Annotated in this window: 9 protein-coding genes and 1 pseudogene; 8 read left to right on the forward strand and 2 right to left on the reverse strand. The window is 36.6% G+C overall.

Annotated elements, in window-relative coordinates; genetic code table 11:
* Nucleotides 1-3: 3 nt before the first annotated feature.
* Complete coding sequence (locus DKM50_10320) at nt 4-1,128, reverse strand: histidinol-phosphate transaminase (GenBank protein PZM78946.1); 1,125 nt, start codon at nt 1,126-1,128, stop codon at nt 4-6.
* Between the two features lie 498 nt (nt 1,129-1,626).
* On the opposite strand from DKM50_10320, the gene DKM50_10325 reads away from it, so the two are divergent.
* The 8 genes from DKM50_10325 (at nt 1,627) to DKM50_10360 (ending at nt 12,317) form a co-directional block, all read left to right on the forward strand.
* Complete coding sequence (locus DKM50_10325) at nt 1,627-3,168, forward strand: hypothetical protein (protein PZM78947.1); 1,542 nt, start codon at nt 1,627-1,629, stop codon at nt 3,166-3,168.
* On the forward strand, nt 3,165-3,626 hold the full coding sequence (locus DKM50_10330) for a hypothetical protein (GenBank protein PZM78948.1): 462 nt from the start codon (nt 3,165-3,167) through the stop codon (nt 3,624-3,626). Before DKM50_10325 ends, DKM50_10330 begins: the two co-directional genes overlap by 4 nt.
* Before the next feature lie 264 nt (nt 3,627-3,890).
* The gene (locus DKM50_10335) at nt 3,891-4,937 is read left to right on the forward strand and encodes a cytochrome D ubiquinol oxidase subunit II (GenBank protein ID PZM78949.1); all 1,047 of its coding nucleotides are present in this window, start codon (nt 3,891-3,893) and stop codon (nt 4,935-4,937) included.
* A gap of 290 nt (nt 4,938-5,227) precedes the next feature.
* Nucleotides 5,228-6,274: a cytochrome D ubiquinol oxidase subunit II gene (locus DKM50_10340; GenBank protein ID PZM78950.1), complete on the forward strand. Its 1,047-nt coding sequence runs from the start codon at nt 5,228-5,230 to the stop codon at nt 6,272-6,274.
* Nucleotides 6,275-6,566: 292 nt separating this feature from the next.
* Complete coding sequence (locus DKM50_10345; protein ID PZM78951.1) at nt 6,567-7,880, forward strand: hypothetical protein; 1,314 nt, start codon at nt 6,567-6,569, stop codon at nt 7,878-7,880.
* Between the two features lie 6 nt (nt 7,881-7,886).
* On the forward strand, nt 7,887-9,923 hold the full coding sequence (locus tag DKM50_10350; GenBank protein PZM78952.1) for a hypothetical protein: 2,037 nt from the start codon (nt 7,887-7,889) through the stop codon (nt 9,921-9,923).
* Nucleotides 9,916-11,523, forward strand: coding sequence for a hypothetical protein (locus tag DKM50_10355; protein PZM78953.1), 1,608 nt, complete (start codon nt 9,916-9,918; stop codon nt 11,521-11,523). Before DKM50_10350 ends, DKM50_10355 begins: the two co-directional genes overlap by 8 nt.
* Nucleotides 11,484-12,317: a hypothetical protein gene (locus DKM50_10360; protein ID PZM78954.1), complete on the forward strand. Its 834-nt coding sequence runs from the start codon at nt 11,484-11,486 to the stop codon at nt 12,315-12,317. Before DKM50_10355 ends, DKM50_10360 begins: the two co-directional genes overlap by 40 nt.
* A 13-nt stretch (nt 12,318-12,330) precedes the next feature.
* On the opposite strand, the pseudogene DKM50_10365 reads toward DKM50_10360, so the two are convergent.
* Nucleotides 12,331-12,681, reverse strand: a pseudogene (locus tag DKM50_10365) (ISL3 family transposase).
* Nucleotides 12,682-13,450: the final 769 nt, after the last annotated feature.

The raw sequence follows: 13,450 nt of genomic DNA on the forward strand, positions 1-13,450 counted from the left end.
GCTCTAATGGCTTTTCATTACTGCATCAACATTCTTTTCTGTTAAGATTTCTTTTAGTTTTTCAATGAATTCTTTTGTTTCTTCAAGCGTACCTGTGGTTACCCGGACGTGATTCGGTAAGCCAAAGCCGTTCATAGGCCGAACAATGATCCCTTTTTTGAGAAGCTTTTGGAAAATATCCTGAGCATTTTCTTTGACTTCAAAGAGAACGAAATTAGCTTCGCTTTCTATATAGGTGATTTCCAGCTTGTCAAATTGATCATAAAGATATTGCCGGGATTGCTCATTGAGCAATTTTATCTTTTGCACATACTCCTGATCTTTCAGTGCAGCAATCGCAGCTATTTGGGCTAGGCTATTGACATTGAAAGGCTCTCTTACTTTATGAATGAGATCAACGAGTTTTTTATTTCCTATCGCATACCCGATCCTCAGACCTGCAAGGCCGTAGACTTTTGAAAAAGTACGAAGTATTAATACATTATTGTGCGTACTGAGATAGTTGATTGATTCCGGGTAATCACTTTTATTGACATATTCGTAATATGCTTCGTCAATTACAATTAATACATTGGCGGGGATTTGAGCTATGAAGTCATCAAAATCTTTTTTTGAGTAGATTGTTCCTGTCGGATTATTCGGGTTGCACAGATAAATAACCTTTGTCTTTTCCGTGAGATAGCGAGGGAAACTTGCTATATCATAGCGGAAATCCTTCTGGGGAATTATTTTAATCGAAGCTTCCAGGCATTTTGAAGTAAATAGGTATTCTGAGAATGTTTGACTGGAAATAAGCACCTCATCCCCAGGATTAATAAATGTTTGAGCGATGAGCATGAGTATTTCGTCAGAGCCATTTCCGATAATAAAACATTCCGGAGGTAGATTATAGGTTTGTGCAAGATTATCCCTTAGACAATTACAGCTGCCATCAGGGTAAAGACTCACTGAAGAGATATGATTTTTTAGTGAGTCGATGACTTTTGAGGATGGTCCGAGTGGGTTTTCGTTCGATGCGAGCTTGATTACTTCGGTAATTTTAAACTCTTTTTTGACATCTTCTATAGGTTTGCCAGGAATATAGGTATTAAGTTCGTCGACAATGTGACGATATCCGATTTTTACCATGATTTTTTGCTCCGTTATTGGTTTTAATGCACAAAATATATTTATGAGCTTCAAATATGTTCTGATGATGAAGCAATGTAATGTGTCTGGTATTGTAAACAGATCTATTATAAGAGATTGGGTATATTTTGAAAAGAACAATTTATACTCTCGCTCGGCTAATTCATTTCTTTAGTAGTTATATTCTTTATTCCGTTCGTGAAGAGGGGCTAATGCAAGTATAAATCGAAAACCTGATTCTTCACAGGTATGCAGGAGCAAGTCTCTCGGAGAACACCAGACAAATGTATACTGGTAATTTTTAAAAAGATTGATGGAACGTAATTATCGAAAAGTTAATATGATTACATTGAAAAATAAAGAGTATAAACAAGAAATATTAATATCTGCTACAATAATAGAGAGCACTTATTTTATTATAATTGTACATTTGATATAATCGCTATATCACGTATAAAAAATTGCATTCTATCTTAACAATATTATAGGAGGCCCTACTTGGATAAAGTTCTTGGTACGCAAGAAGACTATTTAAAGATAATAAACGTAATCTCCAGTCTAAATACCATTAGAGAGATTAGTCGTTTGTTAGATGAAATCCTAAACGCCGCAGTGATATTAATAGATGCTGAAGCCGGGTCAATTATTCTCAAAGAGAAAGAGACAGGCTTTTTTACTATTAAAGCTGCAATAGGAGATAAAGCCGAGCAGTTCAAAGGAGTTAAAATTCCGGTTAATAAAGGGATTGTAGGCTGGACTGTTATGAACAATGCCTCGCTTCTTATCTCAGATGTTGCGACTGATACCAGGTGGTACAACAAGTCAGATAAAGAAACCGGATTCCAGACAAAGTCGATTATCTGCGTCCCACTAGCTATGGATGACAATGTTTTTGGCGCTATTGAAGTTTTGAACAAACGTAATGGAGGCCTTTATGATGTCCGAGATGAACAGATACTTAACATTTTAGGCGCGTTAGCTGCAACAACAATTTACAATTTAATTCTTTTTAAGGAAGTTGAGGAATCAAAGAAAAAAATTGAGTCTATAATTAACGGTATGGCTGATGGAGTGATGTTACTTGATAAAAATTATAAAGTCACGGTTGCAAACCCGGCAGCTAACCAGATATTCAATTTCAGTCAGGATAGCGGATCAAATACAAATGCACTGAACACTTTGATTTCCGAGATAAGTAGCATTTCAATGCCGGATCTCTTGGATGTGGTGCTTCTGAAGCCGGAAGGAACTGTTCTTTCTTGTAAGATAACGTATCTACAGTCATCTGAGCACGAAAGAGAAGGGATTATCGTAGCTCTAAGAAATATTACCAAAATAAAAGAGAAAGAAAGAAGAAAATCAGAAATTTTAATGCTTATAGCCTATCAGTTAAAGGAGCCGATTGCCAAGCTTATCAATGTTCAAAAAGAGAAGATTGTCAGCACCGCTGATGAGACAGTCAAGAAACAGGAAGTCCTAATGCTTAAGCGGATAGAGTTTATATCAGAACTTATCACGAAGCTCATTTATTATGCTCATATTGATACTGGGCCTATGCGGCTGGAAAGAAAACCGCAATTAGTTTTGCCAGTATTTGAATCTATAATGAACGATGTTCAGGAATATATTCATTTAAAACAAATTCAAATGGTAATCAATATTGATGCAAACTTAAAAATCAAATTTGATCAGGAAACAATAGCAGAAACACTGCGGAACCTTTTGCTTGACGCGATTTTAAGGTCATCTGAAGGCAGCTCCATTAGCGTTGTCTTGGATACGGCTGCTGTAGGTCCTGAGGTCAATTATGTTAGGCTTATTATCGAGGATGATGGAAAATCTTTTTCTCATGATGAAAAGCAACGGATTTTTTCTCTTGAAAAGCAGATTGATAAGTTTATGGATAGCGAAGATGAGCTAAAGGACCTTAACTTAACGCATGCTTTTGCAAGCTACATTCTGTCTGCGCATGGTGGAAACATAACTATCGGCAGTAATAATCAAAAGAACGTAACAATAATAACTTTACCAAAGGAATGATGATTATGGTATCGAGAGCCAAAAACCTATCAGTGCCTTGCAGCGTGAAACAAGTGAGAGTTGTAAAGGAATGCTTGCGTGAACTCTTGGAAGGGCAGAACGTTGATGAAGAAGAATTATTTAATCTCCAATTAGTCATCGACGAGGCGGTAATTAATGCTATCGATCATGGTTCTGCTAATAATATGCAAATGAACGTCGATATCAATTTTGTCTTAGAAGATGCCTATTTGACGATTACTGTTAAAGATTTTGGCGGGAAAGCTTTTAATCCGGAATTTTTTGAGCGGATTGCAGCAAAAAAGAATTGGGGAAAAGGCGGAAGAGGCATTTTCCTTATTAAGCAGTTTATGGATGAGGTACGATATATATTCTCTCCTGGAGTTAGCACCTTGTTGTCGATGAGCAAAAAGCTCACAATTAATAATGAGAATTCAGCAGACATGATAAACAATTAAGCTTATCACATTTCGTTTTTAAAGGTTCCGGTATTTTTTAGAGTTTAAATTACGGATTGTCTCTATTTCAAGGAAATTGTATTTCATCACTAGCCCTGGATTAGATGCAGTAAATTAAATTTCAAAACCGGATGGGAAAGAGCACAAAAGATTAGCCTGAAACGTAGATAATCCGGATACATGTAACTAGCATAAAATTATGAACTGGATTTGATGCTTTTTTTGAATGTGAGATTTTATAATAAATAGCAGGGAGGCGTTATTATGCGTGATAGTATTGCTAGTCGACAATTAACTGATGATCTCGTAGATAAAGTAAGAGCAATTGTTTCCAAATTACCACTTCAAGGTAAATACAAAGACGTTATTACAGAGATGTTTTTTTCTATAGCCCGTTCGACAAACCTTTACAAATTAGAACGATGGGAATTAATGTCGATTGCCAGGGCAGTCCAGGAGCTTCTTGGAGCCTTTGGAATGTTTTCAATCTATAGAGATGTCTCCAAAATAAGTATTTTCGGTTCAGCTCGAATTTCGAAGGATCATGAAGAATATGCGCTCGCCAGGCAATTCGGGCAGCTTATCCGCGAAGCTGGCTATTACGTTATAACCGGTGCCGGACCTGGCATAATGGAAGCCGGGAATGAAGGCGCGGGACGGGATAATAGTTTCGGGCTTAATATAATGCTGCCGTTTGAACAATCATCGAACCCGGTTATCGAGGGTGATCTGAAAGATTATACCTTCCGGTATTTCTTCACCAGAAAACTGATGTTCGTAAAAGAATCTTCCGGGATCGTTGTGTGCCCAGGTGGGTATGGGACCATGGATGAATTGTACGAGACGCTGACACTGATCCAGAACGGAAAAACCGCAATAGTACCGATTGTCCTGCTCAACTGTCCGGGAAGTGATTTCTGGAAATCGTGGGATGAGTTCGCAGTGAAACAGTACCTTCAACATAATCTTATTTCAAAACACGACAGAAGTCTTTATAGGATTATTACCAGTGCTGAGGAAGCCCGTGATGAGATACTTAATTTTTATAAGAATTTTCACTCGTATCGTTACTGGAAAGAAAATATCTTAATAATACGTGTAAAGAAGCAACTCAAGGAATCAGAAATACAATATCTGTCAAAAACCTACAAAGATATATGTAAAGATGGACGGGTACATAACATCAAAGACCAGCCATTTTTTGATAAAAACAATCTTCGATTCAAGAATATGCATTATTTAGGATTGCATTTTAATCAGAGAGATTTTGGTGCACTTCGACAATTGATTGATACTATAAATCAATTTTAAGTTAACATGAACTATAAAGGATCGCACAGAATAACCAAGCAGTTTATTCATTGAATTAATTTCTTTCTGGGTCCTGATTAAATGGGATGGAGTCAGCATTGACTTGTTGGTTGGATGTCGTCGGATATGTTTTTTTCTCTTGTTAACGTTATGAGATTTATTTTCAAAATGTTTAATTAAATTAGTTCCTGGGTATAAATTATAAATAGTAAATTATAGATAGGTAGCTGATGCTTATGAATGGCTGTCGCTACGATTGATAAGGATTAATTACACTAGGAGGCGAGGATATGCATGATACTAAGCCAGGCTATCAATTAACGGATGAATTGATAGGTAAAGTCAAGGCAGTGGTATCTAAATTGCCTTTTCATGGAAATCATAAAGATGTAATTACCGAAATGCTTTTTTCTATTGCTCGTACTTCAAACCTCTACAAGCTTGAACGATGGGAATTAATGTCAATAGTGAAAGCTGTTCAAGAGCTTCTCGGCGCTTTTGGGATGTTTTCAATCTACAAAGGCGTTGCCAAAATAACTATTTTCGGTTCAGCCAGGATAAAAAAAGGCCATGAAGAATATGAACTTGCCAGGCGATTCGGGCAGCTCATACGTGAAGCTGGCTATTACGTTATAACCGGGGCAGGGCCAGGGATAATGGAAGCCGGCAATGAAGGGGCTGGCCGGGATTATAGTTTCGGGCTTAATATCATGCTGCCGTTTGAGCAATCCTCGAACCCGGTCATCGAGGGTGATCTTAAAGATTATACCTTTCGGTATTTCTTCACCAGAAAACTGATGTTTTTAAAAGAATCCTCCGGGATTGTCGTATGCCCAGGTGGGTATGGGACTATGGATGAATTATATGAGACACTGACCATGATTCAGAACGGAAAAACCGCAATAGTACCGATTGTCCTTCTCAACTGTCCGGGAAGTGATTTCTGGAAATCCTGGGATGAGTTCGCAGTGAAACAGTACGTTCGCCATAATCTGGTTTCGCCAAATGATCGAAGTTTGTATAAGATTTTGGCAAGCGCTGAAGAGGCACGTGACGAAATCCTCAATTTTTATAAGAATTTTCATTCATATCGTTACTGGAAAGACAATATATTAATCATTCGGGTGAAGAAATATCTTAATGATAATCAATTGTCATTTCTCTCTAGCCGATTTAAGGACTTAACGGAAGATAAGACTATCCACCGTATAAAGGAACAACCGTTTTTTGATAAGAACAATCCCAAGATGAAAGACATGCATTACCTGGGATTGCAATTTATCCAGCGGGATTACGGAACACTCAGGCAAATGATCGATTGCATTAATGAGTTTTAGTATTCGTCGATATGTCAAAAGATTCGGGTTTTATATCCCGATATCTTTATTTGTCTCACGGTAACGCACACGTCAATTCTAAATTTTGAATCGTGAATGGTTGGTACTTTTCTTGAGTTTTCGTTCATAATATGAGACAATAGTTGGTAACTAAAAATAAATATACTTTATAATATATAGAATAAATACTGATTATATAAGGATGAATGAATAAAGTTGATATAACATAAAATAGACGTTATTCTAAAGATAGACGATAAATAAAGTATATTTTTATGAAGATGGGTACAAGATGAACAGCGTTATTCAGTTCCCAAACGGTGATGTAAAAGAGGATAGAAGCAAGTGTTTGTTTATGAACAGGATGGTATTCGTGGAAGGAGAAGATGGAGAGAAGCACAACTACCCATGTATAGTTCTTTATGAAGAGGATGCTGATATCCCTATTCTTTACACAGGATTGGAAAGATACCTGTGTCACTTGGTAAAGAGTGAACTGCTGAATGGAAAGACACTATCGTATAAAGCATATGCTGTGTGTCACTTTCTGAATTATCTGCTTAGAGAGACTGATATAAACTCGATACATGAGTGCAGCCTTGAAACGATAAGAGGTTTCTTAAAGCATATTAAGATGCAAGATGAAGAAAAAGAGTATAACAGAGGAACATGGCTGAGATACAGAGATTATGTAGTTGATTTCCTTATCCTTTACTACAGTTCAAATAGAGACAGTCTTCCGTTCAACTATGAAGGAGGAGAACTGAAGACGTTGACTATTGTAAAGGATGATAAGCATCATAAGAAAGCAGTTATATCGCACAATTCTTCAATGCACGTGTCAGCTCCAAAAACGACTCATAAGAAGAATAGAATTCTTATAGATGGATACTTAGACCTTCTCATTTATGAAGCAAAGAAGTATGAGCCTAATATTACACTTGGAATAGCCCTTGGAGCTTATGCAGGAATACGAGAAGGTGAAGTAGTCAATATAAGCTGTGGAAGGCTTAGCACAATCAGAAAAAGTTTTGGAATGGTATCAGGCATCGAGATAGACATTACAAACAAAGCGCCATACTTAAAAAATTGGAAAGGTAAAACAGATCCTGGCGCGATAAAGAAGAACAGGGTACAGAAAGTCTATAATGACTTTGTTGCTGATATAAATGAATTGTATGAAACGCATATCAAAATAATGGAGCGTAAAGGCTTTAAAACAAGTCCTGATGCACCGTTGTTTGTTAATAAGCAGGGTAATCCAATGACAGTGCAGACTTATTCCGACAGGGTAAAGACGTTGTTTTATGAAAGATTTTTACCGGCATTAAAGACTTCCTGTGAAAAGCAGGGAACATATGCAGATAATGCAGCGTTTATAGAAACCTATGAGGTCGAGTATCCAGGTGCACATATGTTCAGACATTGGTTTACAATGTATCTGCTTACAAAAGCAAAGCTTACAAGCGGAGAAATCATGAAGTGGCGTGGGGACTCGAGTCAGGAGTCCATGAATGACTACATACATGAGAATGCTGACCTTATAGATATATATAGAGAAAGCTCATACACATTCCAGTCGCAGATATTGGAAGATATTTATTAGGAGATGATGGCTTTGGCGGATGCATGGTCAAACCAAAACATCATTACAATACCCAATGCTTCACGGTCTCTTAGCATAAAGACAGATGTATTACAGTACCACATTGATAATGGTGCTATAGAGAGCAGAGATGGTTCGATTCTAAAATCTGCCTGCAATGAAATACAGATACAAAAAGCAAACTATGTTGGCATCAAGAATTTTTTGAAACAGCATAATGATGACAGATTTGAATCAAAGTATGTAAAAAACAGAAACAAATATATCGACTTTCTTGAGGAATATGACTATTTCGGTATTGAAATAAAAGAACCAACAGAGATACTATTCGACATCCCTGAACGTGAAGAATTCTATATCACAAAAGAAGATGCCTTATTTCTGGATTATAAGAGCAGACAGTTTTTTCGAGAATTTGGGCTGACTGAAGAAGAAAAAGCAAGATGGATTATAAATCATTCCAAAGGACATCCTGTAGCCCTTGATTATATAAATAAATACATTGCTTATATTGAAGACGAGGATAATGTATACACTCCTTCACTTACAGCCTTTGTAAGAACCATATTTGATATGCCTGATATAAAGCAGCTTATTGATGAGGATTTTGTTTCTTCTATCGAAGATGCTGAAACTGTAAGAACCAAGGAACTTCTAACAGAATTCTTTAAGTTTGTTGCTAAGTATGAAAATGTAAAATACCACAACATCGACTTGAAGAAGAGAGAAAGTGATGCAGAGCCTGCGTATCCTTATGAAGACTTTGTCAGACTGGCAAAGATATTATTTAACAGTGATTACGACAAAGATCATAACCTGACTCTTAAGGCATTAGAAAACAGTAATTATGCAGAGATGTGGATGTTCTTAGCATGTCACTATGTGTGCGGTTGGCGTTCTTCAGATATCTGCGACAGATGGGTTTATCCAAACTTTAAGAGTAATGATAATCCATTTAAAATCAACATAGATACATTAAAGGCAGATATCCTGAATGGAAATATTTCTAATGAAACATATGACGGTGTTGCTCTATACACTATAAGAAAAATTGAAATGGCATACAATGTCCCGCAAAAGACAGGACTTGGAAAGCTCCGTTCTGAGATTGTGCCAGACCTCAGGACAATTTTTGGAAAACTTGCTCTTATAGCAGAGTATCATCACATAACTTCGGGCGAGGGATACATGAATGCTCATAGAGCAAGTCGTTATAGAAATTGGATTATCTGTAGGGACTTCTTTGGAGACGACATATTTAATATAACAGGAAAACATTCCATTTCTTCAAGAAGGCTCAATAAATCATATTTGCAGGGAATTGAGCAGTCGGCAAGGAATAACGGGAATACCACTTTGGTTGCTAATGTGATAGCATCATTTGCCCGCAATCATGCAAATGTAGATACTACAGCTATTTATCTGAAAGATCACGGTCTGACGGGTGAGAGCGCAGAAGTTGTTTTATACATGATGATGCAGAGAGGTGTATTCAGCGTTTCATTGTACAATGCACTTATAGCAGCATTTCCAGATGCTTTTGAAAAGCTTTCTGCAAAAGAGCAGACTCTGATAATGGAACAGATTCCACTCTCGGCTTATGAACTGGAGACAGTAGGAACTTCATTGGTAGCTTCAAATAGAATGACTGAGATTTTATCTCAGGGCAAATCAGAAGAACCAACTGAGATATTGAAAGCCATGTTTGCTCTTGCACAAGGAAAAGGTAAGGCAAAGGATGCAGGTATTTACTGTAAAAAGAAAGCATTAGGCTTTTGCTGTGAGAATCCTACATACGAGTCATGTCTTGCAAATCTCTGCCCATATCATGTGTTCACAAGTGATGGAATTCCTTCACTTGTAAAAGTGATAAAGGATTACATGGAAAAAGAGCTTATTACAGGTAATAGAAAGTACGGTATAGCACTTAGAACACAGATAATACCTGCTTTTCAGGAAATAATAAACGCAATTATAAAGGAAATGTCAGAAGAAGATAAAGCAGGAACACGAAAACTTATTGTGGAGGCTCTGAATGGATAACATTTTAAGAAAAATAGAGTCTGAAGAAGTAATACTCTACACAGATCAAGTCTACAGTGTTGAATTGTTGAACAAATGCCGTGAGATACATAAATCACTTGTAAATGGTGGAAAGCTTGAAGGCATATTTGAGGCTGATAAATGGATGGGCTATTCAGACGTTAAAAAGTATGGTCTTGATTTCTCCCTTGATTCAGAAGCTTACAAAAAGCACATTGGTAAGGAATTCGGAATTACCGAAGAAACAATGAAAAACATGCTTAGATGCTATGCTATTTATTGCAACGGAGTCTATGTTTATCAGACCATTGCCAGAGACAAGATAAATACCATCAAGGAATTCCTTCAAAAGTACACAGATAAAGATTTTAGACTGACAACTACTGTTATTACTACCTTGGAAGATTTCCTTGGCTTCATAAATACACCTGATACACAGATTGAGCTGATAACGTCCAACATAAAGCTGATAAAAAGTAAGGAATCATCGCAGAGACTTCTTTCACCAATAATAAATTATCTGGTGATTGAAAACGAGGTCAACAGTATTTATAGGAAAAACCCTGATGATAATATGTTCAAGAAATGGTTTCCTATATATTTCTGGGTAAATATAACATTTATCCTTCCTATAAGAGCCACAGAAATGCTTCTCACGCCGAAGGAATGCATTTATCATGAGAATGGCAAGACATATCTCAGAATAAGGCGCTCAAGGCTAAAAAAAGGAACAAGGACTGTATATTACGATGTAAATAAGGATTACAAGGAGTTCACTTACGCGATCCCTTATTCAGAGGTTATGAGAAATGTCGAGAGATATGTGGAACTTACCAAAGGTCAGGAAAGACGTTTCCTTTTTGAGTATAACGAGTTGATGATAAATGACATGCTTTCGTTGCAGGCTTTTAATCATCTTGTAGTAGCTTTCGTAGAGGAACATATCATTGGAAATAGCCGATATGACTTTGCTAAGTATGCAACAGGAATCACAGAGTTTGTGCCTGTTACGGCAGGCGATAGCAGACCGATTGCAATGGCTAACCTGTATTTCCAGAAGTTAGGTGAGGATATATGCAGGCAGCTTGCAGACCATATAAATATAAATACAAGTTCTGGATATTACACAAATATATCTGAGACCATATGGGCTTCTTCAGTAGTACAGCTTCAGAAAAAGTTTGATTATGAATGGCGATATTCCAAAGAGCAATACGAGCAGGGCGAAAAAACTGCTGTTGATACTGGAAAGTCTATCTGCATATCACATAAGAGATTGGCAGATGAAGAGGATTTAAGCGACTGCATCGAACAGGGACATCTTGCAGACTGTATGGGTTGTAAATATTATAGACCGACTAAGGCAGAACTTGAATGCTTTTTGCAATTCCAGCAAAAGAAGGCTGATGATAGTGCAAAGCGTGTAATTGAGTTCATGAACAATGCCATGAGTATTAAAAGTAAGGACTCGGCACTTGAAGAGGTATTCTTATCGGTTCAGACAGACGCCACACGCTATCGTATGGGATGCAACATTAAAGCAGAGGAGAAATATAACGAATGGCAAAGACTCAGAAATATACAGAAGACCAGCTACTAGAGGCTGTTATAAGGTTTTCTGAAATAGAAAAGAAAAAGATAAAAACTACAGAACTTGCAAAGTGGTGCAGGGATAACATAGAAGGTTTAGAAGAGGTCAGGGATTATCATTTTACCCGTCCTATTAAAGAAAAGGATGAAAAGATAGGAAAGATGGTGGAAAGACCAAAACTTTGTACTGTTAGGATGGAAGAAATAAATAAATCCCGCAGTCTTACTGTAAGCATCAATACAAATTGCTTACTAAAAGCATCGAACATAGACACTTTTATGGAACAACCTACATCATTGCAGAGGAAGATGATTGTAGAGACCAGAGAGACTGTAGATAAGCTACTTACAAAAAATGCAAATCTTACACGAGAGAATGAAGCTTTGAGAGCCGAAAATAAGTCTCTCAAGACAGATGTTTTATCCGTTTCAGATAAGGTGGATATATTGCAGAAAACACAGGAGAAGTTAATAAAACAGGCAACATACCTCATGAAGATGACAGATGAAGAGGCTCGGAAGAAAATGCTTTCTGAAATGGGGATTGAGGATGGTTCTATAGATTTGGATGTGTATACTCAAAGCTTACAACAGAACATAAATGAAGTTATGGATATAAATAAAGTGCTAAAAAATTACATCGTGATAAATACTTCAAATATCGCTGAAAATGTTGATACAAATGCAACCTCGTTAAATGATAAAATTATGTCTGGATTAGATTTTTATGGCTCCTCAGACAAAACTGTGGGTAAGTTGATGCATAGGCAAATCTCCCATAGAATGATAAAGAGCCAACTCTAAAGCTGAAAATGTCCTAAAGCCATAATGCTGACGAATTATTGTTATTAAATCCTTCAACTGTACCATTAGATATTTGCGGAGAAACTGTAAACCAATTAAGAATATTTTCCTTATGTTTACGAAGCATTTTTGCCACTTTTTTTATAGGCTCAATTTTAGATCGCATAGCTATAAACACCCAATCTTCAAGGAATTTTTCAGCAGAAGTCCGACAGGTATAAAGCCAGAATTTTTGAAAGGATTCTCTAAGCAAATTGGTTTTATAGGTCATTAAATTTTGCTTGGCAAGTTCCTTCATCCGCTGCTCTTGTTTTTCGGTCAAGTTTTCTGGTTTTTTCAAAAAGCACCAACGGCTATTTTTCAAGACAGTGGGGTTCTACCGCATAAGCGGTCAAAATCGGCAGTTGAAATAACAGCGTGCTTAATTTTGTCAAAATTCGATCTAAAAACAATTGCTTAACCATTACCTTCAAGAGAAGCCCTTGACTTGTTTCGTTTGTTTTACAATTGTTTTACTGCGTTACAAGATAAAACGCAAACTCATCATCTCAGAATCTAACGTTATGTATTTTCTGTGTTAATAGAAATATTTTATTACAACTATTAGGCGGTTTTTCTAAATTCTATTACAGATTTTGACCGCTTATGCAGCGACACCCTAATATCTGATTATCAATTAAACAAAAGATAAAAACACTTAATAATAGTGTTAGAAATAACTTATTTTTTTCTATTACCAACTCGCATATTTCCGCGCCCTCCCTCCCCTTTTTATAGTTTGCTAAATAACCTCTTTTGACAGAAAACAAACCTCATCCTGTCGAACTATTATATTTACTAAAGTAACATAAGTGTTAATATATTTATATGTTCTCAATCAAAAAATTAAATCATCAAGTACAAATATGGCTGTTATTAATAACAATCTTTATGAGCACATCATTTGTAGAAGCAAAAGAAACTACAAAACTTCTTAAAAGTAAATTTGGGTTTTCATTGCAAATACCGGCATCATATTTCTATGAAGAGCCCAGCTGTAATATCCTAAAATAAAGCAACTAAAACGTCCTGCATTTTCTCAAGATAACCCAACCTGAAAAGATACTTTCCATAATTAAAACAACCTAATGGAT

Source organism: Candidatus Margulisiibacteriota bacterium, from assembly GCA_003242895.1.
Taxonomy (GTDB): Bacteria; Margulisbacteria; Riflemargulisbacteria; order GWF2-39-127; family GWF2-39-127; genus GWF2-39-127.